24 protein-coding genes are annotated in these 25,513 nt (G+C 47.3%); 14 read left to right on the forward strand and 10 right to left on the reverse strand.

The window, feature by feature from the left end:
* Positions 1-25: 25 nt before the first annotated feature.
* Positions 26-1,006 (reverse strand): LacI family DNA-binding transcriptional regulator, encoded by a 981-nt coding sequence (locus tag MHI54_RS09060; protein WP_340081312.1) that lies wholly within the window; start codon positions 1,004-1,006, stop codon positions 26-28.
* A 106-nt stretch (positions 1,007-1,112) separates the two neighbouring features.
* Here MHI54_RS09060 and MHI54_RS09065 point away from each other — a divergent pair, with 106 nt between their 5' ends.
* Both MHI54_RS09065 and MHI54_RS09070 read left to right on the forward strand, forming a co-directional pair.
* Complete coding sequence (locus MHI54_RS09065) at positions 1,113-1,940, forward strand: HAD-IIB family hydrolase (RefSeq protein ID WP_340081313.1); 828 nt, start codon at positions 1,113-1,115, stop codon at positions 1,938-1,940.
* Between the two features lie 492 nt (positions 1,941-2,432).
* Entirely contained in the window at positions 2,433-3,689 is a 1,257-nt protein-coding gene (locus tag MHI54_RS09070; protein WP_095215765.1) for a DNA polymerase IV, read from the forward strand.
* A 1-nt stretch (position 3,690) separates the two neighbouring features.
* Here MHI54_RS09070 and MHI54_RS09075 read toward each other — a convergent pair whose 3' ends face one another.
* The 3 genes from MHI54_RS09075 to MHI54_RS09085 all read right to left on the reverse strand — a co-directional run bounded on the left by MHI54_RS09075 (position 3,691) and on the right by MHI54_RS09085 (position 7,007).
* Positions 3,691-5,010, reverse strand: a complete 1,320-nt coding sequence (locus MHI54_RS09075) for an MATE family efflux transporter (protein WP_095215766.1) — start codon at positions 5,008-5,010, stop codon at positions 3,691-3,693.
* Positions 5,011-5,137: 127 nt separating this feature from the next.
* Positions 5,138-5,614 carry a FixH family protein gene (locus tag MHI54_RS09080; RefSeq protein ID WP_158221522.1) on the reverse strand — a complete coding sequence of 159 codons (477 nt, stop codon included), beginning with the start codon at positions 5,612-5,614 and terminating at the stop codon, positions 5,138-5,140.
* A 16-nt stretch (positions 5,615-5,630) separates the two neighbouring features.
* Entirely contained in the window at positions 5,631-7,007 is a 1,377-nt protein-coding gene (locus MHI54_RS09085; RefSeq protein WP_095215768.1) for a PepSY domain-containing protein, read from the reverse strand.
* A 315-nt stretch (positions 7,008-7,322) separates the two neighbouring features.
* On the opposite strand from MHI54_RS09085, the gene proC reads away from it, so the two are divergent.
* The 8 genes from proC (at position 7,323) to MHI54_RS09125 (ending at position 15,249) form a co-directional block, all read left to right on the forward strand.
* On the forward strand, positions 7,323-8,144 hold the full coding sequence (gene proC, locus MHI54_RS09090; protein WP_095215769.1) for a pyrroline-5-carboxylate reductase: 822 nt from the start codon (positions 7,323-7,325) through the stop codon (positions 8,142-8,144).
* A gap of 53 nt (positions 8,145-8,197) precedes the next feature.
* A complete protein-coding gene (gene proB / locus MHI54_RS09095; RefSeq protein ID WP_340081315.1) occupies positions 8,198-9,292 on the forward strand; it encodes a glutamate 5-kinase in 1,095 nt (364 codons plus the stop codon).
* 16 nt (positions 9,293-9,308) lie between these two features.
* A complete protein-coding gene (locus MHI54_RS09100) occupies positions 9,309-10,571 on the forward strand; it encodes a glutamate-5-semialdehyde dehydrogenase (RefSeq protein WP_095215771.1) in 1,263 nt (420 codons plus the stop codon).
* Positions 10,572-10,795: 224 nt separating this feature from the next.
* The gene (locus tag MHI54_RS09105) at positions 10,796-11,743 is read left to right on the forward strand and encodes an iron-hydroxamate ABC transporter substrate-binding protein (protein ID WP_340081316.1); all 948 of its coding nucleotides are present in this window, start codon (positions 10,796-10,798) and stop codon (positions 11,741-11,743) included.
* A 74-nt stretch (positions 11,744-11,817) separates the two neighbouring features.
* Complete coding sequence (locus tag MHI54_RS09110) at positions 11,818-12,762, forward strand: iron ABC transporter permease (protein ID WP_340082936.1); 945 nt, start codon at positions 11,818-11,820, stop codon at positions 12,760-12,762.
* Positions 12,752-13,789, forward strand: coding sequence for an iron ABC transporter permease (locus MHI54_RS09115; RefSeq protein WP_340081317.1), 1,038 nt, complete (start codon positions 12,752-12,754; stop codon positions 13,787-13,789). Before MHI54_RS09110 ends, MHI54_RS09115 begins: the two co-directional genes overlap by 11 nt.
* Positions 13,790-14,536 (forward strand): alpha/beta hydrolase-fold protein, encoded by a 747-nt coding sequence (locus MHI54_RS09120; RefSeq protein WP_233134975.1) that lies wholly within the window; start codon positions 13,790-13,792, stop codon positions 14,534-14,536.
* A gap of 71 nt (positions 14,537-14,607) precedes the next feature.
* Positions 14,608-15,249 (forward strand): FusB/FusC family EF-G-binding protein, encoded by a 642-nt coding sequence (locus MHI54_RS09125; protein ID WP_340081318.1) that lies wholly within the window; start codon positions 14,608-14,610, stop codon positions 15,247-15,249.
* Positions 15,250-15,291: 42 nt separating this feature from the next.
* Here MHI54_RS09125 and MHI54_RS09130 read toward each other — a convergent pair whose 3' ends face one another.
* Entirely contained in the window at positions 15,292-15,963 is a 672-nt protein-coding gene (locus MHI54_RS09130; RefSeq protein ID WP_340081319.1) for a hypothetical protein, read from the reverse strand.
* A 334-nt stretch (positions 15,964-16,297) separates the two neighbouring features.
* On the opposite strand from MHI54_RS09130, the gene MHI54_RS09135 reads away from it, so the two are divergent.
* The 3 genes from MHI54_RS09135 (at position 16,298) to MHI54_RS09145 (ending at position 18,842) form a co-directional block, all read left to right on the forward strand.
* Positions 16,298-16,684 carry a PH domain-containing protein gene (locus tag MHI54_RS09135; RefSeq protein WP_095215778.1) on the forward strand — a complete coding sequence of 129 codons (387 nt, stop codon included), beginning with the start codon at positions 16,298-16,300 and terminating at the stop codon, positions 16,682-16,684.
* Positions 16,685-17,139: 455 nt separating this feature from the next.
* Positions 17,140-17,793, forward strand: coding sequence for a DUF3298 and DUF4163 domain-containing protein (locus MHI54_RS09140; protein WP_095215779.1), 654 nt, complete (start codon positions 17,140-17,142; stop codon positions 17,791-17,793).
* 83 nt (positions 17,794-17,876) lie between these two features.
* Positions 17,877-18,842 carry a Gfo/Idh/MocA family oxidoreductase gene (locus tag MHI54_RS09145; protein ID WP_340081322.1) on the forward strand — a complete coding sequence of 322 codons (966 nt, stop codon included), beginning with the start codon at positions 17,877-17,879 and terminating at the stop codon, positions 18,840-18,842.
* Positions 18,843-18,878: 36 nt separating this feature from the next.
* On the opposite strand, the gene MHI54_RS09150 is transcribed toward MHI54_RS09145, so the two are convergent.
* Genes MHI54_RS09150 through MHI54_RS09170 form a run of 5 tightly spaced genes read right to left on the reverse strand, consistent with a single transcriptional unit; the run spans position 18,879 to position 22,988 of the window.
* Complete coding sequence (locus tag MHI54_RS09150) at positions 18,879-19,535, reverse strand: ABC transporter permease (protein ID WP_095215781.1); 657 nt, start codon at positions 19,533-19,535, stop codon at positions 18,879-18,881.
* Positions 19,536-19,550: 15 nt separating this feature from the next.
* Entirely contained in the window at positions 19,551-20,468 is a 918-nt protein-coding gene (locus MHI54_RS09155; protein WP_340081323.1) for an osmoprotectant ABC transporter substrate-binding protein, read from the reverse strand.
* 18 nt (positions 20,469-20,486) lie between these two features.
* Positions 20,487-21,140 (reverse strand): ABC transporter permease, encoded by a 654-nt coding sequence (locus MHI54_RS09160; protein WP_340081324.1) that lies wholly within the window; start codon positions 21,138-21,140, stop codon positions 20,487-20,489.
* 18 nt (positions 21,141-21,158) lie between these two features.
* Positions 21,159-22,289: a betaine/proline/choline family ABC transporter ATP-binding protein gene (locus MHI54_RS09165; RefSeq protein ID WP_340081325.1), complete on the reverse strand. Its 1,131-nt coding sequence runs from the start codon at positions 22,287-22,289 to the stop codon at positions 21,159-21,161.
* Between the two features lie 15 nt (positions 22,290-22,304).
* Positions 22,305-22,988: a TetR/AcrR family transcriptional regulator gene (locus MHI54_RS09170; RefSeq protein ID WP_095215785.1), complete on the reverse strand. Its 684-nt coding sequence runs from the start codon at positions 22,986-22,988 to the stop codon at positions 22,305-22,307.
* 163 nt (positions 22,989-23,151) lie between these two features.
* Between MHI54_RS09170 and MHI54_RS09175 the strand changes: the two genes are divergently transcribed.
* Entirely contained in the window at positions 23,152-25,200 is a 2,049-nt protein-coding gene (locus MHI54_RS09175) for a CocE/NonD family hydrolase (RefSeq protein ID WP_198946039.1), read from the forward strand.
* Positions 25,201-25,513: the final 313 nt, after the last annotated feature.

Genomic DNA, 25,513 nt, shown 5'->3' on the forward strand with positions numbered 1-25,513 from the left:
GTGAGCGCGAAACGGGTCTGTCTTTTTATGCGGAATTCCTCGGTACAAGATATCCTTTCCATAGTAAACGTTTGGGTGCATATGTATTGCCAGTCAGCTGCAAGTCTAATTGCTCAACAGTCTCTTGTGCCATAGCAGCAATGTCATTATCATAAGTGGTCAGCGGTGGATCGGTTATCTGGGAAATGGGGTGGTTATCGAACCCAGTAACGGCGCACTTTTCTGGTACGGAAATTCCGTGCTGCTTGGCAGCATGCAGGATACCAGCTGCAATGAAGTCACTCCCGGCAAATATGCCGTCTATCAGCGATTGATCATCGCGGAATAACTCGTTCCCCAAACGAATGCCATCCTCAATCGTCACCATTTCTTCTATTCGTTGCGCACCTTCTTGTACATTTTTCTCAGCCAAGGCTTTTAGAAAACCTTTATATCTAGCTTCTTGGGATGGAGAGATTTGGTCGAGGCAGAATAAAAGACGTTTCTTGCCTGTTTGCAGCATATGCATCGTCAATTTGTAGGCTGCATGCTCTTCGTCCAGACTGCATACGGTTGTATCGATTTCATATTTTTCATTGCAAATAAGTATAGGACCATTTTCTAGGCAATGGGTTAAAAGGGGAGCGTCCAGTGCTGATGATGTAGCGATTATGCCATCTAATTCACGGTGTTTGAGTTTGGCAAATACATCCAGTTCCCGCTTTTTATCACCGAATGTCTGAAAGATGACGGGTTTCCATCCTTTTGCTGCACAGGCATTCGATAAAGATTGGACGAGCGATGCGAAATAAGGATGATCGACTTGGGGTGTGATTATGCCTATGGCAGAGGTCTTGCGCTTACGAAATTGAACAGCCAGATTGTTCGGGGTGAACCCGGATTCCTCGATGGCAGAAAGGACCTTCTGCCGCTTTTGTTCAGACACATAAGGATGCCCATTCAATACGCGGGAGACAGTGCTCTTGGAAACACCGCATTGTCTTGCGATATCGTTGATGGTACGCATTCAACCAGCTCCTTGGACTTTAGATGTAGCTATATCATAGCATATCTATTTTTTTGTTGACTTGGGAACGTTCCCATCTTTTATGGTAGGCAAGGAGGTGTTTGCAGTGGATGCTAAAAGATGCTTTGCCAGTACCGATAGCACAAAATCGCTTATTTGTTTTGATTTTGATGAAACTTATTTTCCTCATGCATGCGAGGACGGACAGTTGGAGGATTTGCATGGAATGGAACTGTATCTCGATCGGATTGCCAGGCAGTATCATGTGAAGATAGCGTGGGTTACTGGCAGTGATTGTGCATCCCTGGCTGATAAAATGAAACGTGCGCACCTGACGTACATGCCCCATTTCATTGCAGCCAATCTGGGGACGGAACTGTACCAGATAACAGCTAGGGGGGAACGCAAGGAGATATATGCTTGGAAACGGTTTTTACCTGTCCAAGAAGAATTCAATGAACGCGTGGATGGTCTGATTGATAAGCTTTCCCTGGACGGGATAGCGTTGCAGCCGCAGACAATGCATGGACAGAGCATGTACAAAAAGAACTTCTATTACTTTCCTGATGGGGGTGATTTGACCGATGTGCTGCATAGAGTAAGACAGGCAGCTGCTGCAGCTGAGGTAGGACTGAATGTGAACGCGTGCAATCCACGGGCGGGGGATCCGGACGGCGCATATGATATTGATTTCATTCCACTAAATACCGGAAAACGGGCAGCTGTCCGGTTCTTGGCAAGTCACTGCATGGTGGAGCCTGCCCGGATCTATGCTTTTGGAGACAGTGGGAATGATCTCGAAATGCTGCAATATGCGGGAAATGGTTACCTTGTTGCTAATGCTACGGAGGAAGCAAAACAGAAGCATGGTCAGATGTGCGAGTCCCCTTATGCAGCCGGTATTCAATCAACACTGCAGCATTTCTTTTTGTAATGAGGGCTGCTGATATAGGGGATACTATCATGCAAAGCTTTGCCTTGAATGCAATGGGGAGTATGGAGTCATCAGCTATTCTGCGTCCTAAAGTGGAGTGTCACTTTAGGACGCATTTCCATATCAAGGGATTTTTTAAGTCAAGATGATGGATGCTCGTGTTGTTCCCGTTTCGCAGCATATATAGCGCATAACCGACTAATCGGTATCGCTAGGTAAAACCATTTCATGTGCCCATCCAGAACGAGTTCATAAATAATTTCAACTCCTGTTAAGATTCCTATTACTTAATGAAAAATCAACCATTTTCTCATCCTTGAACACATCTGGCTGAAACATATCCTTTTAAGCACTATATCACCAAATAATACAAGATTGCCAAAGCGATCTTTTTTCGATTTTCCTCTCCATCCAAAAATTACAGCTACTATAACAGCTGCAAATCGGGTAATCTAAAATAAGAACATTTGTTCCCTTTTGGAGGTGGAGAAGATGGATTACAGCGGATTTCAGCAGCATGAGGTACTTTGTGTGGATATGCGCAGTTTTTATGCCAGTGTGGAATGTGTCAAACGCGGTCTCGATCCGATGACGGCGTTGCTTGCAGTGGTCGGGGATACGAAGCGGCCGGGAAGCATTGTGCTGGCTGCCAGTCCGGCATTGAAGAAGAAGCATGGCGTCAGCAATGTCAGCCGATATTTCGAATTGCCGGAGGATCCGGAAATCGTGATTGCGCAAGCACATATGAAGGATTATCTGGAGGTTTCGGTGGCGATTACCGAGCTCGTGCATGAGTATGTCCCGATGGAAGCAATCCATGTCTATTCGATCGATGAATTTTGGGTGACGCTTGATGGTACGGAAAAGCTGCATGGAACCGCGCGAGAGACAGCGGCCAAGCTGCAGGCAGATATCCTGGAGCAATTCGGGGTCACGGCGGCAATTGGAATCGGGGACAATAAGTTTCTCGCCAAGGTCGTGATGGATATCCATGCAAAGAAACAGACTTCTGGCATCGCTATTTGCCGCTATCAGGATGTCCCGCGTTTATTATGGCCCGTTCCCATACAGGATATTTGGGGAATCGGACGCCGGATGCAGCGGAACTTGAATCGGATGGGGATTGTCACGCTCGGACATCTGGCGCATGCTTCACTCGATCATCTCAAAAAACGATACGGTGTGATGGGGGAGCAGTTATATTGGCATGCATGGGGAATCGATGAGAGCGAGGTACTGGGGGATTTCGTCAAACAGGAGCAGAAAAGCTACGGACATGGCATTACCCTGCTGCGTAATTATCGGGGGGAAGAAATCCCGACCATCATCCTGGAGCTGTGTGAGGAAGCCTGCAGACGGGCGAGGCGGGATAGGAAGGAAGGCAATACGGTTCATTTGTCCATTGGATATGCGAGTCAGCATGGCGGAGGATTCAGCCGCTCCCGTTCCTTCACGAGTCCCTCCAATCTGACGACGGATATGTATAAGCTGTGCCTGGAATTATTTCATGAGCATTACCAAAAAGGCTATGAAGTCAGGAGGGTGTCTGTCTCCCTGACCAATTTATACGATGAAGAAGCGACACAGCTCAGCTTATTCGAGGACAAAAGCAAGCAAAAGGATCTGAGCCGGGCGATGGATGAAATCCGTGCACGTTTCGGGACTGCTGCGATACTGCGTGCCAGCAGCTATACAGCAGCTGGCATGACGATAGAGCGCAGTACGAAAATCGGAGGCCACCAGGCCTGATTCATGCTGCTGCCGTCTGCTGGAACAGCCGGCGCAGCTTTGGTACATACATGATAAGAAAGACGGAACGTCCAAGGCTGAACAGGAGGAAAGCAATCCACAGGCCATGGTTGCCGAGCGGCTGCAGCGCATAAAGTGCCGCCAAATACAGCAGGGCAGCAAGAATCATGGAGTTGCGGACAAAGCGCACTTCCGTCACACCCGTAAACACACCATAATAGACAAGTCCGAGACTAGCCACAATTGGGAACAGGGCAAGCCAGTTGGCATAGGATGCGGTCAGCGCAATGATATGCTGCTGATCGGAGAATAGCGGATAAATCCACCTTTGACCAGCAAGGAAGAGAAGTGCCAATGCCACCGCGATACCGAGCCCCCATTGCAGGGATAGACGCAGTGACTGGGAGAAAAGTTTTTCATTGCGCTCCCCGAGTGCGCGGCCGGCGACAATGCTTGAAGCATTAGCGAACCCGTCAAAGAAATATGCCATCATATAGTGGATCTGGATCAAGATTGCATTGGCTGCCAGCACATCTTCTCCCAATTCAGCCCCTTTTGCAGTAAATAAATTAAAGACAACGAGCAGGCATATTGTCCGAATGAACAAATCACGATTGACCTTCATCATGTGCCACATAGGCTTGGGATCCACAGCCCGGCGCAAAGCTTGGACAAATGGATGCTTCCAGATGCTGCGGGCGTATCTGCGCAGCAGCAAAAAGCCAAACAGGCAGGAGAAAATCTCGGCAATCAGCGTGGAAGCTCCCACGCCTGCCACTCCCCAATCCCACACATGGACAGACAGAATGCAAAGGATGATATTGAGCACATTCGTGCAGATTTGCAGGATAAGCGTTGCTTTGATATACGACATCCCAATCAGCCAGCCGAGGATGACATAGTTGGCAAGCGCGAATGGTGCACCCCAAATCCGGATGGAAAAATAAGCCGAAGCACTGCTATTGACTGCATCGCTCGCTCCGAGGAAGGAGAGGGAGTAGTGCAGAATCGGCTGCTGGATGAGAACAAACAGCAAACCTACAGCAAACGCAACCACAGAAGGCCGCAGTAATGCCATGACATGCTCTTCTGTATCCAGACTGGCGGATGCCTGGGCAGCGAAGCCGGAGGTGCTGACCCGGAGGAATCCGAACAGCCAGTACATGGTATTGAAGATGATAGTGCCGATAGCGACCCCGCCAATATAGGAAGCATCGGAAAGCTGGCCGACGACCGCTGTATCGACAACGCCGAGCAAAGGTGTCGTGATTGTCGATAATGTCAGCGGAAGGGCAAGTGCTAAATAGTTTTTATGCTGCATACGCTCACCTTAAATAGTAGTAATTACGAATAATATACCGCACCTATCAAAAGAAGTAAATGCTTATCAATCCGGGAATTCACCATAGAAAAAAGCCGTATTCCGATTCGGAATACGGCTTTTTTTATTAATGATGGTGGTGACCGCCGCTATCATGCTGTTTTTTCTGTTCTTGCTCTTGTTTTATCTTCTCGATTTCTTCTTCCGTCAATTCGCCGACTCTGATTTGCTTCGTCGGCATCAGATGGATATTACCGACCCTTACGTCTGCTTTTATAAAGTAGACTCCATCTGACGGGAAGTTATATTCGAGATGGTATGTTCCGTCGGCGTCCAGTGATGCCGGAATTTCGTCGGCATCTGCTTTGTTATCGTCTTTCCAGATAAGGAAATGGACTTCCGCTTCCTGTTCGAGTGCTTGTCCATCTTGTGTGAGCTTTACATCGATTTGCGGAGCAGAATCAGCTTCGATGGATGAAGGAGCCTCAATGTTCACATTCACTTCTTCCCGTTTGGCATAGTGATCAGCCGCTTCGGGATCGGCAGAGCATGCAGCAAGCAGGAAGAGCGTCAGTAACCATGGTATATATGCAAGTCGTCGCATCTGCTTTTCCCCTTTCTTATGCATTGAAGAACCTCTTCAGTGCCGGTACACGCGGGATGACAAATCGGTCGAACAGCCACACGAATATGAGCGAGATACCGACGAGCGGGAAGATGATGCCAAGGATGATGATCAGCACGATGACACCTTTCATGACTTTGTCAGGTGGTGCTTTCGGAGAGCCCAGCTTCCCTTCTGGTTTCCGGGAGAGCCATAATAGGAATCCGCTCACAGCGATACCGATGATCCCGATACAGACAAGGACACCGATGATCTGGTTCCAGATGCCGAATTCCGTTCCTTTGTGGATGGTGATCCCGTAAGCAATGATTTTCCCGAGCGTATGATAATTATCGTAGCGGTAATCTGCCAGGACAGCGCCTGTATACTGATCGATATGCATCGTCACTTCATCACGAGCATGCGGTGGAAAAGCAGATAAAGTGAATACACCATCCTGTGTTTGCGGAATCATGATGGTATATCCGGGCTTCACGCCTTCCTCTTCGGCTATCGACACGACATCGTCGACGGACAGCTGCGTGTATTGCTGATTGGTGGAAACAGGGACAGGCAAATTCTCTGCCGACCAAGGTACGTCTGCGATTTCTTTTGTTTTGACATCGGATGCAGGAGCATCCCCTACCCAAACAGAAGGCGGATAACCGATGCCGGCATTTGTAGTGAGCGCTTGGAAATTGTTACCCCACAATCCTGACCAAGGCAATCCCGTCATGATCAAAAAGAGCAGACCTAAAGAAATCCAGAATGCAGGGACGACGTGTAAATCGCGTGCCCGCAGCTTTTTCCCTTTGTTCAGGCGAGGAACCAAGACCCCGCGGATTTTAGATTTTCCTTTCATCTTCGGCCAGCCCAGATAGACGCCGGTAATGATCAAAATCAGTGCCCAGCAAGCGGCCCACTCGACGATGCGATCCCCGACAGTGCCCATGAGGAGCTCACCATGGATCTTCTCGATTACATTGACAAGTTTGTATGAATCCTCCAATTTACCGAGTATGACATTCGTATATGGATCGACATAAACGGTATATGCTTTGCCATCTTCTGAGATTCCTACCTCTGCTGAACGATCAGGACTGTCACTTGGGCGGTAAGAAGTCACTGCTGCATCAGGATAGATCGTTTCCACCGTATGGATTTGCTCGGATGGGTCCGTGGCATTTGCTTGCGGTGTGACTTCATAATAGTCCTGATAAAGAGCTGCTTCGATTTGGGGCTTGAAGAGATAAATGCCTCCTGTGCCAGCCAGGATGATGAGGAATGGCATGATGATAAGACCAGCATAGAAATGCCAGCGCCAAACCGACTGGTAAAGGGACCGGCGTTTTTGTTTCTTCTTCGAAACCGATGGGTCCTTTTTTGCCTCCATATGGATAACTCCTTTTCTTCTATAGTAAAAGTATGATTATTTTCAAGTAAGACAAGGTTAAGCTTATGGGATTTCACGCTTTTATACAAGTAGGGGGAAAGAGGATTTTATGACCATTCTTTGAACTAGATCGATAATAATATATGAAGCGCTTACAATGGGTTGGCCATAGGAATGAAACGCAGGCGGGACGGGCTTTGGGGCCGTCACATTCCTTGACATGGGGTCCTATAGTGTTAGGATAGATAACTGTTAACAAAGAACGAAATATTCAAATAAAAGGAGCGATTAGGTATCTTAATTAACAAACGGATTATGTATGTAGGAGCAGGATCGATGGCAGAGGGAATGATTGCCGGTATGCAGGCTTCGGATCGTTTGCAAAACGAGCAGATTCATGTGACGAACCGATCGAATGCAAAGCGTTTGCTGGAGCTGGAGGATCGTTATGGCATTACCGCAATTCCTCGGGAAAAGGTGGATTGGCATAGTATGGATGTGATAATACTTGCGATGAAACCAAAGGATATGACCGCTGCATTGATCGATTTGCAAGAGAAGGTTCAAAAAGGACAGCTGATATTATCGGTAGCTGCAGGTATCCAGAATGAACAGATCGAGCATTATCTGCCAGACAATCAACCCGTTGTTCGTATTATGCCTAACACATCCAGCACCATTGGTGAGTCTGCCACTGCCATTGCACCAGGGAAGCATATTTCCGCAGACCAGCTCGCATTGGTCAAGGAGCTGGTTCGGACATTCGGCGAAGCGTTTGTGATCGATGAAGAGCAAATGGATGTTTTCACTGGTATGGCTGGCAGCGGACCTGCCTATTTTTATAAGCTGTTGGAGCACTTTGAGGAAACCGGCGTTGCCGCAGGATTCGATCGGGAAACAGCAAGGAAAATCGGAACCCGGACCATGCTTGGTGCGGCCAGGATGCTTTTGGAAACGACAGAAGGGCCAAGCGTTCTGAGGAAGAAAGTGACTTCCCCGAATGGAACGACTGCAGCTGGCCTGAAAGCACTGAATGAGGCGGGAGCCGGGGAAGCGATGGCCGAAGCCATTCTATCAGCAGCCGCTCGATCGAATGAAATCAGCGAGGAGCTCAAAAAACAACTGCTGGCACGCTGACATGCAAAAGGGAAAAATAAAAACTGGAGGATGTTATCATTTCTAAACAAGCAATGGAACCGAAGCGGATAGTCGTCAAAATCGGAAGCAGTTCATTGACCAGCCTGCACGGGGAAATCAGCAGGAAGAAGCTGGAGAAACTAGTGGAGCAGCTTGTGAAACTGAAGGACAATGGCTATGAGGTGCTGCTTGTTTCATCTGGAGCAGTTGCAGCTGGCTATCGTAAGCTGGGTTTTCTGGAAAGACCGCAATCATTGCCGGAAAAACAAGCAGCTGCATCGATCGGTCAAGGCTTGCTGATGGAAGCTTATTCGGATTTATTTTTGTCCCATGGCTATGTGGCTTCACAGATTTTGATTACGCGAGGCGACTTCTTGGATGAAACCCGGTATAATAATGTCAGAAATACGATAAATGTTTTAGTTGATCGCGGTATCATCCCGATCATAAATGAAAATGATACCGTTACAATCGACAGGCTGCGCTTTGGGGACAATGACACACTTTCGGCCAAGGTTGCCGGTTTGGTCGGCGCGGATTTTTTGGCGGTTTTGTCCGATGTTGATGGACTGTATACCGATAATCCAGTCAAGAATCCGGAAGCAGCGCGCCTCGATCGCGTGAAAGCCATCACACCCGAGATCGAGGCGGCTGCAGGCGATGCAGGAAGTGCAGTCGGAACCGGCGGCATGAAGTCGAAGCTGGATGCATTCAAGATAGCGATGGCATCGGGTATCAAAGGTTTCCTTGGCGATGCAACAGAAGAGGATATCATTTACCGTTCGGTATTGGGTCAGGCTGGAGGCACGTATTTTGAAGCTGATCAAGATACGGATTACTTGAATCGCAAGAAACAGTGGATTGCCTTCAATTCTGGTCCCGAGGGCGAAATTATCATAAAGCATACTGACGAAGTGCCGGATTCGATAGAATTTGCCGATATCACTTCGATCAAGGGCAATTTCAAAAAGGGCGATGTCGTACGGATTCAGGACGAAACAGGAGCGAGAATCGGACTTGGCATCGTAAATCAAGCTGCGTCTGAGCTTTGGCAAGCGTTGACTAGTCCGGTACGAAATAGGAAAGAAGTAATCGTCGACCAGGAAGCATTTGTTTGTGAGCTGGAGCACACTGTACCAATTCGATGACAGGAGGAGGAAAAACGTGGAGCATATAAGAGAGGCAGTAACAGTCGAGGAGCAAGCCATTGCAGCAAAAGCAGGAGCTAAAAAGCTCGCACTTTTGACAACGGCAGAAAAAAATGAAGCACTGCTTGCAGTGGCAGAGTATTTGGAGAAAGAATATGAAGCGATACTTGCGGCGAATGAGGAGGATATGAAGGCTGGGGAAGAAAAAGGCTTCGATGCAGCATTCCTGGACCGTTTAAAGTTGACTCGCGGACGCATCGAGGACTTTGCGAATGGCCTGAAGGAAGTTGTTGAGCTGAAGGATCCGACAGGACAGGTAGTCAGTGAATGGACATTGGAAAACGGATTGCATGTCAGCCGTATCACCGTTCCGCTTGGAGTCATCGGCATGATCTATGAAGCTCGTCCAAATGTAACGGCAGATGCCACGGGTCTTGCCCTTAAGTCGGGTAATGCAATCGTCTTGAAGGGCGGATCATCAGCCATTCATACGAATACAGCAATCGTGGAGGTCATCAAGAAAGCACTGCAGGATACGAAAGTACCTGCCGAGGCGGTCCAGCTCATCCAATCGACTGATCGGAAAGAGACGGCGAAGCTCTTTACGATGAAGGAGCATATCGATGTACTGATCCCTCGCGGCGGGGCCTCACTCATCCAAGCCGTTGTTGATTCTGCGACAGTACCAGTGCTTGAAACAGGTGTGGGCAATTGCCATATGTATATCGATAAAACTGCTAAGGTTGATATGGCAATCCGGACATTCTTGAATGCCAAGACCGATCGTCCGGCTGTTTGCAATGCGTTGGAGACATTGATCATCCATCGCGAATGGCTGGATGCAAATAAAGATGCATTAGTGCAGGCATTGCGCGACCATGGCATACAGGCACATGGGGATGAGACAGCTGTGCAGCAGCTGCCTGGCTGCACCCCTGCAGCAGAAGAGGATTGGGCGAATGAATACCTTAGTCTGGATGTAGCAGTACGCGTCGTCGATTCAGTGGAAGAAGCCATCGACCATATCGACCGCTATGGGACAAAGCACTCGGAGGCAATCATTTCCGAAGATGATGAAGCAGTCGGCAAATTCATGAAGGCAGTCGATGCAGCAGCACTTTATCATAATGCATCAACGCGGTTCACAGATGGTCATGCTCTTGGATTCGGAGCGGAAATCGGTATCTCCACCCAGAAACTTCATGCACGCGGACCGATGGGGCTGCCGGCACTGACCACTTATAAATACATGATGAAAGGCCAAGGCCAAACGAGATAAGAAAAGCTCATCCATCCGGATGAGCTTTTCACTTTAAATGTACTTCTGCTTTATTTGAGGCAAAGCTGCGGGATTCCCGCAGCTTATTTATTTTTTCTATGGAATCGATGGTCATTTCTTATTGCATCTATTTCCAATTTTGTTATAGTTGATTATGATAATCATTATCAATTATAAGCGATCTTTGGTTCTGATCAGACTGAAGGAAAAAGGAGAAGAGCAAAATGAAGTGGAAAACGATATCCGGTATTGGACTTGCGGCAGCCATGAGCTTTTCCTTGGCGGCTTGCGGGAATGGGGAAGATACTGCCTCTGGTGAGGCATCCGAGAGTAAAGAACAGCAGATTACATATTTGGATAAGGAATATACGCTGCCTGCCGAGACGGATACAATCGTGGCAGCAAGTCTTGAATCAATGGAGGATGCAGCCGTCTTAGGAGTGAAACCCGCCGGAGCCCTATCTGTAGGCGGTGAAACACCAGCATATCTGGAGGAAGATTTGTCAGGTGTAGAACTGATTGGCGAGAAGATGCAGCCGAATTATGAAACGATCCTCTCCCTTGGACCAGACGTGATCCTGGGCTCCTCGAAATTTCCGGAAGATGTGAGCAAATCCTTGAATGATATTGCTGCAACGATTCCATATTCCCATATTTCTGAAAATTGGGAAGCGAACCTGGAGCTGATGGGCTCTCTGACAGGAAAAGAGGAAGAGGCAGACCAAATCATAGCAGATTATAAGGAAGACGCAGAATCGGCTAAGGCCGAATTAGGAGAGAAGCTACAAGATAAGCAAGTTCTTGTTGTACGTATCCGGGCAGGCAGCCTCTATGTTTATCCTCGGAACGTTTATCTGAATCCGGTATTATACGATGATTTAGGTTTGTCAGTACCTGAAGTGGTCAAAGAAGCAAAGGCACAGGCTGAAATATCCCTTGAAAAATTGGCCGAAGTGAATCCCGACTATCTGTTCCTCCAATTCGAAGCGACTGAAAATCCGGAGAATGCCAGTGCTTTGGATGATTTGCAAGCCAATGAAATATTTAAATCGATCAATGCAGCCAAGGAAGATCATGTATTCGTAAACTCGATTGATCCGCTTGCCCAAGGAGGAACAGCATGGAGTAAAACGGAATTCCTGAAAGCAGCAACCGAGAAGCTGGCTGAGTAAGCATGTATCCAGGTACGAAAAATAGAATTGCTTTGTTAGTATTGCTGACGGCGCCGTTGACGGGCACTCTGGTTATGTTGATTTCTGTATTGTATGGAGTTAAGGATATGCCAGTCACTACGATTTGGGACGCAATTTTCCATTATGATGCGCAAAATGTGGACCATGCCATCCTTTTGACTGCCAGATTGCCAAGGGCGCTGGCAGCGTTGCTGGTCGGTGCATTCCTGGCCATAGCCGGGGCAATTATGCAGGGAATCACGAGGAATTATCTTGCCTCTCCATCCATTATGGGTGTCAATGATGGATCGGCATTGGTGATTACTATGTGCATGGTATTGGTTCCCGGTTTATCCGATCATATGATGATTCTATATTCCATGGCAGGATCGGCACTCGGCGCCGGCATCGTATTTGGTTTTGCATCGCTGCTGAAAAACGGAATGGCACCCGTCCAGCTGGCGATAATCGGGACAGTTATCGGCACCTTCTTGAGCGGCTTGGCTGCAGCATTTGCATCCTACTACCAGGTGTCACAGCATGTCAGCATTTGGTATAACGCAAGAATGGATGGTGTGGATGTCCATATGCTCAAGTTGGCTGTACCGATTGGTCTGGTTGGTTTGGTTTTGGGCATGTCCGTTTCCAAGTCGGTCACAGTCATGGCATTGGGAGAAGAGGTTGCAGCCGGATTGGGCCAGAAGACAGTTTATATCAGACTGATCAGTATGCTCAGTGTTGTCTGCCTGACTGGTACGGCTGTCGCCCTTGTTGGAAAAATCGCCTTTGTCGGGCTGGTTGTACCCCATATCACGCGCTTTTTGATCGGCGTCGATTATCGGCTGCTCATTCCATGCTCTGCGGTCATCGGCGGGATATTTCTTTGCTTGTCGGATGTGGTCAGCCGCTTTATCAATGCGCCGTTCGAGACGCCGATTGGTGTCGTGACTGCCTTTATCGGCGTTCCGTTCTTCCTCTGTCTCATCTGGAGAAAGGGAGGGAAACAATATGCAGCTTAGAATCGGATCGAAGCTGATGCTCAGCGGACTCACCCTTACCGTGCTGCTCCTGTTCTTCATCTACCTGCATCTCACAAGCGGAAGCTATGCGATGAGTCTCGGGGAAATTTTACGGACCCTTTTTGGATGGAATGATGATCGCAAGCTTGAACTGGTCATTTTTCAGTTCCGTCTGCCTCGGATCATCATCGGAGCGCTTGTGGGTGCAGGTCTTGGCATCACCGGGTCTGTCATGCAAGGCATCACACGCAATGGTCTGGCGGATCCGGGAATACTTGGCATCAATGCCGGAGCCGGGACTGCTATCGTCATATATATCTTCTTCTTCCAAGGGGTGATCCAATCAGAGTCGATCGGCGGCTGGCTGGCTGTGCTGATGATGCCGATATTCGGCTTTGCCGGCGGTCTGCTGGTGGCGCTGCTCATATTCGCTTTCTCTTGGCGGCAAGGTACGCTGGATATGCAGCGCCTCATCCTGACCGGTATTGCTTTGGGAACAGGGTTTGGTGCGCTTTCTTTGTACATATCATTGAAGATGAACGCCAATGATTTTGAAATGGCCGCCGTTTGGTCCACAGGAAGCATCTATAATGCGAACTGGATTTATATTTATGCCATGCTGCCATGGATCATCATCCTTGGCGCCGTGCTCTATCGGAAATCATATCTGCTCAATTATTTTCAGCTGAGTGAAGACTCGGTCCGGAGTCTCGGTATCCGCAACGAGCGTGAAAAGGCGATCATGCTGCTGGCCAGCATCGGTTTGGTGAGTGCCTGTGTATCCGTCTCCGGCGGGATTGCCTTTGTCGGATTGATTGCACCGCATATCAGCAGGCGTCTTGTGGGGAATGATTATCGCAGCAATATGCCAATCAGTGCGCTGACTGGCATGGTACTGCTCGTTTTTTCGGATTATATCGCGAAAACGGTCTTCGCCCCTGCTGAATTGGCAGTAGGAATTGTCGTTTCGATCATTGGTGTACCTTATTTCTTATATTTACTGATGAAAGCGAACAAAGGAGGATGAATGATGATAGAAGAATGGATACTTCCTGGTAAGGAATCGGAAGTGCGGTATCGCGTCCAAATATACATTCCGGAACAATCCCCGCCGCCAGAGGGATTTCCTGTCATTTATGTATTGGATGGGCATATGTATTTCGGATATGGTGCCGATGTGATACGCAATCAATCTTTTAATGCATCAAAAACAGGAATCGAGCCTGCAATCATTGTAGGAATAGCATTAGAGGCGGAAGATGCCATCATCAGGGAGCGGCGGTTTTATGATTTCACACCACCAGCTGCAGTCTATAAGTACCCAGACAGGTTTAAAGGTGTGACGATTGATAAGCATGGGGGAGCGGATATTTTCCTTGATTGGATCATCGGGGAGCTGCAGCCCAAAGTCGTGGAAAGCTATCCTGTACAGTCCGACAAGCAGTGCTTATATGGACATTCCCTGGGCGGATTGTTTACTCTGTACAGCATGTTCAAACGTCCGGAAGCCTTCCAGTGCTATTTGGCAATCAGCCCATCCATCTGGTGGAATGAGAAGCATATTTATTCGTTTGTAAATGACGTCAAAGAGTCGAAATTATTCATGGGTGTAGGAAAAGAAGAAGGTTTTATGGTCGAAGATGCCACAGCGTTCTATCATTCGTTGCCAAGCGGCTTGGAAGAGAGGGCGTCCTGCTATGTAGCAGAAGGTGAAAACCATGCATCAGTCGTTCCGACGACGATGAGTCGTGCATTTCGTTATTTCTTCCAGTAATCCGGTTTTTTTGTTTCCTGCTCGATATCTGCTAAAATGAGAGGAAGCGATCAAAACGGAGGGATGTCCACATGCAAGCCTTTATCCGGAATGACCAATATAACAATATTAAAGAACAGGTGCAGCAGCTTGTGAATAGCTCTGCTGCTGTCAAAGATATAGACGTGATTTACGGACTCCGCTCACTGGCAGAAGAGAAGATCAAAAACAGATTCGAGGAGCTTTCGGAAGAAGAAGCAGAAATGCTCGGAAGAATAAGGGATGTGCAGGATGAAATCGATGCAGAGCTTTTTCTGGCGCAGCTGCGTCCATCCATCAAAGCCTTCCCTGCTTTGACAGAGGAGCAGCTTAGGAAGCTGTTTCCGAAAGTGAAGCATCTCCATCTGCCAAAGCTGAATGATGTAGATTGGGAGAAGACATCTTATCTTGGCTGGAATGATAACGGCCAGCAGGCGAAATATATGGTTGCCCCGCATCAAGAAGGAATGATAGCTGCTCGCGGTACATTTACGCCATCCTCCAAGCCCGGTATCTGCACGATTTGCAACAAGCTGGAAAGCGTGGGGTTATTCATGGCAGGACCAATCGGCCGCGGTCAAGGAACCTATGTGAAGCGAGGAAATTATATTTGCAGGGACAGTGCCAAGTGCAACAGGAACTTAACTGACATCAACCGGTTCTATGACTTCATATCCCATCTGCATGCCTCATGAAGAAACAAGGAGCACTCGCCATTCAGACGTGTGCTCCTTGTTTTAGTTTGCAGGCAGATCAAATGTGATATCTGCTGCCAGCAAGTCTTCTTCTTCTGTATCCGTGATACTGGATATACGAAGGGAGAAATCATCTTCCTCTTTGTAATCCGCTTGATCCATCAGGAAGACGACATATTTGGTGGAAGTCTGGCCAGGTTCGATTTCCCCGGAATCCGCTTCCAGTACATTATGGTTCAGAATCCGGTAAGTCGAGGTTTCAAGGAAGGCACCCATATCTTTCAAAGGCACTGTTTCCTCCCCATCATTCTTCACTTCCAGCATTGCTGTCGCAGCAACGATCTTTTCCGGGTCCTTGAAGCCGGTAAAGGATTCCTCATAGGAATCTGCCGGTTTCAGCTTTGTATATTGAATCCCTTTGAGGGTCACTTCCAGGTTATCATCAGTTTCGGACTGATCAAAGTTCTGTTCAGACAGCATTTCCTTTTCCGCAACCGAATCTTTTGTCAGGCGGTCCGGGAAAAAGGGATTGTCGGCTGATACAGTGTCCGTCAATTCGGCAGACAATGCATCTGTATCCTCGTTTCCTTCTGCGGCTGCGTCCGCTGCAGGCGTTTTTGGCTCATCAGCTGCTTTATCATCATTACTGCAGGCAGATAAAGCCAATGCGATGGCACACAGCAAGAGTGCAACTGGAATACGGAACAGTTTCATATACTTCTTTCATCCTCTCTTTTAACAAGGTCGTCTTGTGAAAAAATAAACAGATTAAGACATAAATATCATACCGTAACCCTATATGGAATGAAATGAAAAGTGTCTAAATTCCTAGAAGAAAGTCTAGGCAAGGCTGGAAAAATTGGAGATGGGAGGTATCATTCTCTTTATATAGCTGGTAATATGTAGGAGAGTGAGTGAGATTTCTTAACAGCAGGAAAGAGATGAATTTGCAGTATTTTTTTATTGCATATTTTCAGAAGTGCGATATATATTTAGAAAGTATGAATCAGGATTGGAAGCAAGTATATTAAGTGAGGAGAAGCGGAGAATGGGGCAGAAAAGGGATCTGAAGGAATTGTCCACGTACCTAGATGAAGATGAACGGATTTTTCTCTATGTACAAAGTAAGCTTAATGAGAGGACTGGTATCCTTGGCGTCACACAAAATCGAATCCTGTTTACGCACAAACCGCTGATCAAGCCAAGCTATCTGGATACAACCAGCTATGACAGTATCGATTATGTCCTTTATACTGAGGGAACAGGAGAGGGCGAATTATCCATTCATTTAAATAATGGAGATATTAAGTATATAACAAGCCATCGTCTGATTCATCTGAAGGGTGTAAGTGATATAGTCAGAATGTTCGTTAATAATCATCAGCGGGATCTCTTGTACCGGAATACGTTCAACCGCAAGCAATTATTGGAGTAGATAGACGCAATTATTTGCACGAGTGGATTGCAAGTATAGAGCCGACAGGAAGCCTGGATATCAAAAATAGGGACGCCATCTTTCAGTTTTTACAGGATATGAACAAATTGGGAAGACAATTATCGTAATTACACATGATTGGGAATTAGTAAGGGCATCATCAGCTCAGCTTGAAATCTGACATCAAATGCATCCTATCAAGATTTATTATATTTCCATCTATAAAATTGTTTTTATACAGAGTCCATTGTCCAATCAGCAGACAATGGACTTATTTTTTTGAACAATGCCCGATATTGCGGAGGGAAATAGGAACCATTTGTAGAATGTTTGCAGAAGGATAAGTTTTGTTCGGAATCCAGGCTGAGATAAGCCTATAAGAGAATCTGTATTCCTCATAAATAATCGGTGACCTGCACACACTGTAGACGAGATGAAATAGTGGAGGGAAACTGATGAAGAAAGCGATGATCGGGTTTGTGTTTGTACTTGCTTTTTCTGTCTTTACACAATCGATACAAGCACAGCCCACAAAGAATGTAATTGTGGAAACGGAATACTACGATGATATCGAGGAGCTGAAATACCCGCAAGTGAAGCAGGCGGGCACTCCGAAGGTTACACGGATGATCAATAAGGATTTCAGGTCATATATCGAGAAGGCTGCCGAGGCACGCAAGGAGAATATCGAGGCGGGCAATAAGTATGATTATGACCCCGATTTTCAAACTGATTTCGAAGTGAAATATAATTCGGATCACTTGCTCAGCATCTTGATGAGCAGCTATATATTTACCGGGGGAGCACATGGATCTACTGCCGTGGAATCGTTTAATTACGACTTACAGGCTAAAAAACGCATTTTTTTGACGGATATCCTGCAGACGCCGAATCAGTTAAAGAAGGTTCAGCACTATGTATTCACTTATGCAAAGGCTAGGCCGGAGATATTCTATCCCGACCTCAAGGCGGAGGATGTGCAACTGAATGAGAAAACAGCCTTCTTCTTTACTGATGATGGAATCGCGCTTGTTTTCCAACAGTATGATATTGCGCCATATGTATCAGGTAATCAGGTAATTAAAATACCCAGGAAAATATACAGCTGAGAGAGAAGCCATGGAAGTATGCTGCATCCATGGCTTTTTCGGGTATATCTACAATAATACAAAAGAGAAGAGGGGAGAAACGGATGATCAATTGGGCTATTTTGGGACCAGGTTCCATTGCACATCATTTTGCAGCTGCCTTGAAGGAAGAAGGGGCATCGCTATTGGCGGTCGGGGCAAGGAATGAAGCGAAGGGGCAAGCTTTCGCGGAAAAATTCGGGATACCTAAAGTGTATGAAGGGTTCCAGGGCGTGCTGGAGGATCCGGAAGTGGACGTTGTATACATATCCACGCCCCATGCCTATCATTATGAGACAATCAAGGAAGCATTGCAGCGCGGGAAGCATGTGCTTGCAGAAAAAGCGATTACAGTGAATGCAACCCAGCTTGAGGAAATCATGGATTTAGCTGCAAAGAAACAATTGATTGTGGCCGAAGCAATGACTATTTATCATATGCCGATTTATAAGGAACTGCGGCAATTGATAGATGCGGGAAAAATCGGTGAGGTTCAGACTTTGAGCGTGAATTTCAACAGCATCAAGGAAAATGATCCCCAGAATCGCTTTTTCAATCCTGAATTGGCAGGTGGAGCGCTATTGGATATAGGAGTCTATGCTCTGTCATTTGTTCGTTTGTTCATTAAAGAGGAGCCAAATGAAATCATCAGCACCGTTACAAAGCATGAAACAGGCGTTGATCAGCAGGCAGGAATCATCCTGAAGAACAAGCAGGGGCAGCTCGCAGCCATCACCTTATCCTTTATGGTGGAATCGCCTGAACGTGCTACGATCATGGGTACGAAAGGATTCATCGATATCGAGCGGTTTTCACGCGCAGAGAAAGCGACGGTTTGTTATATAGAGGAGGGCAAGACGGAAATCATTGAATCCGGAGAGACGGAGAAAGCTTTGCAGTATGAAGTCAGGGCGATGAAGGAACTCATTGAAAAGGATGTTCCACATGTAACATTGCCATATACGAAGGATGTCATGAAGATCATGGATAAGCTTCGGAAGCAATGGGAAATCAGCTTTAGCTTCGAATAAAAAATGCTCCGGAAATATCCGGAGCATTTTGCTATTTCAGCTTAATTTCCTGCTGTTGGCAGGAGAAAGCAATCGTTCGAACCAACCCATGACAAAGTCGGCCAGTACTGCCATGAGTGCAGTCGGAATGGCGCCTGCCAGGATGATGGCTCCTCCTTCTGCTGCATTCGTGCCTCGGACAATAATGGATCCTAGTCCGCCTGCGCCGATGAAGGTCCCGATTGTCGCAATACCGATTGCGATGACAAGGGCGGTGCGCAAGCCTGCCATGATAACGGAAAGGGAAAGTGGCAGTTCCACCATCCGCAGGATTTGAAATCTAGTCATCCCCATCGCACTGCCTGCTTCTTTCAATGTCTTATCCACACCAAGGATACCGGTATACGTATTCTTTACAATCGGTAGCAGGGAGTAAAGGAACAATGCCAGGATGACGGTATTCGTACCCAATCCCATCACCAGCATAAGCACAGCGAGCAAGGCAAGGGCAGGAATTGTCTGGATGACATTCACAAATGAAATAACCCAGGGGCTGAGTTTGCTGTAACGGGCTATCAGGATGCCGATCGGAATGCCGACAATGGCAGCGAATAATACACCATAGGCCGACATCAGGAAGTGCCGATAGAATTCAGTCCAAACATAGGCTCCATTATCACTGTAATAGGTCACTAATTCTTTCAGTAAGTCCAATTTTCCGCACCTCCTTTATTCCTCTTCAAAGTAGTTATGGACTTCCAGATATTCCTTGGCAATGGTACTTGGTTCTTTTTTCTCGATATCGGCTTGGTAATTGAGTTCAATGATCGTATCATTATCGAATTTCCCTACAAGCTTCTGGAGGATATCATCAATTTCCGGGTGTTCTTGAAGCAATTCATTGGAAGCAACCGGAGAGGCATCATAAGGAGGGAAGAAATGTTTATCGTCTTCCAAGGTGGCCAAGTTAAATTGCTTTAATCTGGCATCGGTGGAGTAGGCCAGGACAGCATCCATTTTCTTGCTGTTCAAGGCGGAATATACAAGTCCTATCTGCATCGGGAAAACCTTGTTGAACTCAAAACCGTATGTTTTCACGAATTCGTCATATCCGATTCCTTCACGGTTGATCCAGCTGTTATCCACACCGAATTGGTACTTATCAGCAACCGATGAAAGGTCAGAAACTTTCTCCAGTCCTTCCTTTTCAGCTACATCCTGCCGTACAGAGAGGACATAGGTGTTATCGAATCCGTATGTGTCGTACCATTTTTGATCGAATTGTTCCTGGAATTCCCGCTGGACGATTTCCATTGCTTCATCAGGGTCATTTACAAGATCCATATGCAGTGCCCCGCTCAAATCGGTACCGGTATATCTTGCAGCGGATATATCTACATCGCCATTTACCATAGCCTGGTGCATCACGATGGAGGACCCCAAGTTGCCGACGATTTCGGCATTTAAATCTGTATAATGCTCGATCATGTATTTCTGTATATAGCCGAGCGTCTGTGTCTCGGAGGTAGTGACTGTACCGATTTTGATCGTTTCCCCAGATCCGCCGCCCAGACCTGGAAGCGAACAGCCAGATAGAAGAAGGGCTGTCAACATACCAATCATGATCAGTTTGCTTAGCTTTTTCATTTTTGCTGTCGCTCCTTCCTATGCCGTTTCCTGCTGTGCGCTTTTTGTTGTCGGTGTCAGTTTCGTCTCGATTCTTCCCAGGATAAAATCAGCTAGCAAAGCCAGGATGGTAGATGGAATGGCACCTGCTAAAATCAGCTCCGGCTGATATAGATTCAATCCGTCGAAAATGAAGTCACCAAGTCCGCCGGCTCCGACGAATGATGCGAGTGTGGCCCAACCGATTAGATAGACCGTGGAAACTCGTATACCAGCCATGATGACCGGGATGGCGAGCGGCAGTTCAACGCTGAAGATGAGCTGAGCATTGGTCATGCCCATGCCGCGGCCTGCTTCCAGCAGATTTTTATCTGTATTTTTTATGCCGATATAGGTATTGCGGAGAATCGGCAGCATGGAGTAGAAAAATAAGGCGACAATGGCCGGCAGCTTGCCTACACCTAATATCGGAATGAAGAATGCCAGGATGGCAAGGCTTGGAAAGGTTTGGATGATGCTGATGATACGGATGACTGTATCAGCTGCCCGCTCGAATCTTGTGAGCAGGATGCCGACTGGTACAGCGACAAGGATACCGAGCAGAACGGCAATCAAGGAAATATATAAATGCTCCCATGTCTTCAGTGCAAGTGTGCTGCCTTGTTCCTGGAGGAATTGGATCAATGCATCCATCGGGTCTGCACCTCCTTCTTAGTTTTCATCCTCGTCACCCCAGATAGATTCATAGACTAGGTCGGCAAGCGTTGCCCGTGTGACGATACCTTTAAGCCGATTGTGCTCATCCACGACAGGTACATATTTGGTCTGCCTGCGGAGCATTTTTTGGATGGTATCCCGTATGAGGCTGTCTTCTTTGACTCGGTAAAGCTCTGTTTCGACAATTTCACCGACAAGCGTAGATCTTTTTCGGTTTTCCTCGATATCTTCCACGTCGATATAGCCCTCAAGTGTCTGATCTTCACCAATGACCAGCAAGGAATCCACGCGTTTTTCCTTCATTCGCTGGATAGCGGTGGATAATGTCTCTTCTTTATGGACGGTTGCCGGTATCTTATTCATGATCTGACCGACTGTTTTTACATCAGGCTTTGTTTGGATAAGGCGCTCTTTCCCGATGAAGGATTCCACGAATTCATTTGCCGGATTGCGCAGGATTTCATCAGGCATGTCAACCTGCACGATCTCCCCGTCCCGCATAATGACGATGCGATCCGCCAATTTGATAGCTTCATCCATGTCGTGGGTGACGAAGACGATGGTCTTGCCCAGCTTTCTTTGCAAGTTCTTGAATTCTTCCTGTAATCCATCACGTGTAATCGGATCCAGTGCACCAAAAGGTTCATCCATCAGAATGAGAGGCGGATTGGAGGCCAGTGCACGCAAAACACCGATGCGCTGCTGCTGCCCGCCGCTCAGTTCCTGTGGGTAGCGATCAAGGTATTCTTCCGGCAGATTGACCAATTTGATCAATTCTTCCGCCCGCTCACGCCGCTTCTCTTTGGACCATTGGAGCAGCTTCGGGACAAGCGTGATATTATCGCTGATCGTCATATGCGGGAACAGTCCTATCTGTTGGATGACATAGCCTATTTCTCTCCGCATCTGCACACGGTTTTGCTTCATGATATCTTTGCCGTCAATCAGGATCCTTCCTTCAGTCGGCTCGATCAGGCGGTTGACCATTTTCATGCTGGTCGTTTTACCGCAGCCGCTCGGTCCGATGAAGCAAATGAATTCGCCTTTTTCTATTTCCAGGTTCAAATTATTCACGGCTTTTTTATTGCCGCTGTAGATCTTCGTTACATTCTCGAATGTCAGCACATGATAACCTCCTGTTTACGGTGCAAATTTATTTTCCGAAAAATCGAAAGCTGCCTCATTCCGGACTACTTCTGTAATGTATTGCATCGTTTTCTGCATCGCCCGCTGCGGATCGTATGACCGGCGATGATTCAGCACATTGTTGAACATTCCTTGCCAGATGAGGATCGTCAATTCATTGATGGCATCTACATTCTTTTCGCTGATTTCGCCAGCTTCGAGTGCCAGCTCCAAGGCAGAACGCCCGCGTTTGGACATATTGCGTTCCAGCAATGTCGAGTGCAGTTCCTCTGGAATGTTTATCAGATCCTTGGGGAACTTTGTGTAATAACGCTCCAGCATATTTTCTGGGCTGTCGCCAAGATCCATGATGAAAATGGCATGGAATAGCTTTGGATAACGGAAGGAATATGTGCAAAAGCATTCCCAGGCCAATAGATACTTTTCCAGAGGCTTATCGGATCGATTCATATAAGCGACGACTTCTTCGGTATAGTCCTTCAGGAATGTCATGGACGCAAAGAAGATGAGATGGGATAGATCGGAGAAGTAATTGTAAATCGTGGCGCTATTGTAGCCAGCGCGATCCGCCACTTTCCGGATCGTCACTTTTTCTAATCCTTCCTCGCGGATAATATCTGCTGTCGCTTCCACAAAGTATTTCCACATCCGGCTCTTTTGGATTTCTTTCTTGTTCATCGTGCTTTTCTGTCTCCTTTACATACGCGTTCGTGCTCGCCTCCCCGTGGTTGTTAAGTCGTAATCGCGTATGATAAAATAATCAAAGTTAAAAAGTAATCATGATTATAAATTATAGCATAGTCATTCATCAATGCAAATCGGCCTAGGAAGGAAGAGGAAGATGGTATTCAATGTGCGAGATAACCAGCTGCAAATAAAAACGTCCTATCCGCATTCCGTGAAAGAGATACGTCATATTTGGATCCCGATGCGGGACGGGGTGAGATTATCAGCAAGAATCTGGCTTCCTGAGGATGCCAACGAAACACCGGTACCGGCGATTTTGGAATATATCCCTTATCGGAAAGATGATTTCACCGCATTGCGTGATTCCATCCGTCATCCATACTTTGCGGGTCACGGATATGCAAGTGTGCGAGTGGACATCCGCGGCAGCGGTGACTCAGAAGGCATTCTTTACGATGAGTATCTGCCGCAGGAACAGGATGATGCAGAAGACGTATTGAAATGGATAGCTGATCAAGCCTGGTCGACAGGCGAGGTAGGCATGATCGGGAAATCCTGGGGCGGATTCAATGGTTTGCAGGTTGCTGCCAGACGGCCGCCAGAATTGAAAGCTGTCATTACCATCTGTTCGACGGATGATCGGTATGCAGATGATGTGCATTATAAAGGCGGGGCATTGCTTGCTTCCGATATGCTTTGGTGGGCTTCGACGATGTTTGCTTACAATGCAAGACCAGCCGATCCGGAAATTGTCGGAGAGAAATGGCGGGAAGATTGGATACGGCGGATGGATGAGACACCTCCCTTTGCGGAGGAGTGGGTTCGTCATCAGCGCCGGGATGCTTATTGGAAGCACGGCTCAGTCAATGAGGATTATGCAGATATAGAGATACCTGTATTTGCTGTCGGCGGCTGGGCGGATGGTTATACGAATGCCATCCCTCGTTTGCTGGAAGGCTTGAAAGTACCGAAAAAAGGATTGATCGGGCCCTGGGCGCATGAATATCCCGAAGTTGCCATCCCGGGCCCTTCCATCGGATTCCTGCAAGAATGTCTGCGCTGGTGGGATCATTGGCTGAAAGGTCATGAAACAGGCATCATGGAAGAGCCGATGCTGCGTGCCTGGATGCAGGAAAGTGTTCCGCCTGAGGTGGAATACGAAGAAAGACCAGGACGATGGGTTGCCGAGATGGAATGGCCATCCACGGCAATTGGACAGTATGCTTTGTATCTAAATGGCCAGGAGCTGAGGAACCGAGCAGGTGCTGGTCTGCCAGTCACCGTTTCAAGCATGCAGCAGCATGGTCTTTACGCGGGTGTATTTTGTCCATTTGGGCAGCCTGGTGATATGCCATCCGATCAGCGCTTGGAAAATGGTTTTGCCACTCTATTCACCAGTGCTCCTCTGGAAGAAAGGATGGAAATACTCGGAGCCCCTAAATTGCAGCTGGAGCTTTCGAGCGATCAGGAACAAGCATTGGTGGCGGTCCGATTGAACGATGTGGCTCCGGACGGAAGTGTTACACGTGTAACATGGGGGATGCTCAACCTGACTCACCGGGATAGTCATGAATTTCCTGAGGCTTTGACGCCGGGAGAGAAGATTTCAGTGACTGTTCAGTTGAATGATATTGCCCATGCTCTTCCTGCAGGACATCGCTGGCAAGTGGCAGTTGCGCCGACTTATTGGCCGCATGCTTGGCCATCTCCAAAAGAAGCAACGCTTACCATTTATCCTGGAGAAAAAACAAAACTGCTGCTCCCAATCAGGAAAAGTCAGGCTATCGATGATCAGCTGCCGGCTTTCCAGCAGCCAGAAACTGCACCCGTCCTGGAGAAGGAAATATTGCGTCCGGAAAGCCGCCGGCGCCAAATACGGTATGATACAGTGGAGAAAACCTGGATTCTGGATGATTATTCGGATGAGGGTGCACGTAAGCTGGCTGATAACGATCTGGAGTATGGCAGCACAAATCGCAATGTGTATACAATCAAAGAAGGCGATCCGCTTTCAGCCAGCGTCCAATGTGATTGGACAATGGATGTCGGGCGAGGAGATTGGCAGACACATATGGATCTGTCCTGTCACATGTGGTGTGATGAAACGCATTTTTATCTTAAGCATAAGCTGCGTGCCTTTGAGAACGAAAAAGAGATATTCGCAAAGGAATGGAACGAACAAGTTCCCAGGGATTTTATTTGAAAAAAGAGGCTTGGACATAACTAGTCAAAAGTATTGAAAAGATCTGCATCACCGTTTTTGGGTAATGCAGATCTTTTTTGATTGGTCATATTGATAATTCGAGAGGAGGCTTACCTTCCTGGCGATGTATTACCTTATGTGCACCGCCATAAAGACAAACCCTAATTCGTTTTCTATCTTCTCTTCTCCATCTTACGGTTTGAACTATGCAGATGTAATGGACTATGAGAATGCTGAAGAATATCTTCATCGAGCAAAGTCTTCTTTCAAAAATACAGGGAATGGAGATTTTGTTTCTTATGCAAACCTTAAT

It is taken from the genome of Terribacillus sp. FSL K6-0262 (assembly GCF_037977385.1).
Taxonomy (GTDB): Bacteria; Bacillota; Bacilli; order Bacillales; family Amphibacillaceae; genus Terribacillus.

What these genes read in the sequence shown, in the direction of transcription:
- MHI54_RS09070 (WP_095215765.1), top strand. Translation starts at nt 2,433, where the DNA reads ATGGATTACAGCGGATTTCAGCAGCATGAGGTACTTTGTGTGGATATG.
- MHI54_RS09085 (WP_095215768.1), bottom strand. Translation starts at nt 7,007, where the DNA reads ATGGAGGCAAAAAAGGACCCATCGGTTTCGAAGAAGAAACAAAAACGC.
- MHI54_RS09170 (WP_095215785.1), bottom strand. Translation starts at nt 22,988, where the DNA reads ATGAACAAGAAAGAAATCCAAAAGAGCCGGATGTGGAAATACTTTGTG.
- MHI54_RS09140 (WP_095215779.1), top strand. Translation starts at nt 17,140, where the DNA reads ATGAAGAAAGCGATGATCGGGTTTGTGTTTGTACTTGCTTTTTCTGTC.
- MHI54_RS09115 (WP_340081317.1), top strand. Translation starts at nt 12,752, where the DNA reads ATGCAGCTTAGAATCGGATCGAAGCTGATGCTCAGCGGACTCACCCTT.
- MHI54_RS09155 (WP_340081323.1), bottom strand. Translation starts at nt 20,468, where the DNA reads ATGAAAAAGCTAAGCAAACTGATCATGATTGGTATGTTGACAGCCCTT.
- MHI54_RS09160 (WP_340081324.1), bottom strand. Translation starts at nt 21,140, where the DNA reads ATGGATGCATTGATCCAATTCCTCCAGGAACAAGGCAGCACACTTGCA.
- MHI54_RS09120 (WP_233134975.1), top strand. Translation starts at nt 13,790, where the DNA reads ATGATGATAGAAGAATGGATACTTCCTGGTAAGGAATCGGAAGTGCGG.
- MHI54_RS09145 (WP_340081322.1), top strand. Translation starts at nt 17,877, where the DNA reads ATGATCAATTGGGCTATTTTGGGACCAGGTTCCATTGCACATCATTTT.
- MHI54_RS09105 (WP_340081316.1), top strand. Translation starts at nt 10,796, where the DNA reads ATGAAGTGGAAAACGATATCCGGTATTGGACTTGCGGCAGCCATGAGC.
- proC (WP_095215769.1), top strand. Translation starts at nt 7,323, where the DNA reads ATGTATGTAGGAGCAGGATCGATGGCAGAGGGAATGATTGCCGGTATG.
- proB (WP_340081315.1), top strand. Translation starts at nt 8,198, where the DNA reads ATGGAACCGAAGCGGATAGTCGTCAAAATCGGAAGCAGTTCATTGACC.
- MHI54_RS09060 (WP_340081312.1), bottom strand. Translation starts at nt 1,006, where the DNA reads ATGCGTACCATCAACGATATCGCAAGACAATGCGGTGTTTCCAAGAGC.
- MHI54_RS09125 (WP_340081318.1), top strand. Translation starts at nt 14,608, where the DNA reads ATGCAAGCCTTTATCCGGAATGACCAATATAACAATATTAAAGAACAG.
- MHI54_RS09080 (WP_158221522.1), bottom strand. Translation starts at nt 5,614, where the DNA reads ATGCGACGACTTGCATATATACCATGGTTACTGACGCTCTTCCTGCTT.
- MHI54_RS09075 (WP_095215766.1), bottom strand. Translation starts at nt 5,010, where the DNA reads ATGCAGCATAAAAACTATTTAGCACTTGCCCTTCCGCTGACATTATCG.
- MHI54_RS09130 (WP_340081319.1), bottom strand. Translation starts at nt 15,963, where the DNA reads ATGAAACTGTTCCGTATTCCAGTTGCACTCTTGCTGTGTGCCATCGCA.
- MHI54_RS09175 (WP_198946039.1), top strand. Translation starts at nt 23,152, where the DNA reads ATGGTATTCAATGTGCGAGATAACCAGCTGCAAATAAAAACGTCCTAT.
- MHI54_RS09110 (WP_340082936.1), top strand. Translation starts at nt 11,818, where the DNA reads ATGTTGATTTCTGTATTGTATGGAGTTAAGGATATGCCAGTCACTACG.
- MHI54_RS09135 (WP_095215778.1), top strand. Translation starts at nt 16,298, where the DNA reads ATGGGGCAGAAAAGGGATCTGAAGGAATTGTCCACGTACCTAGATGAA.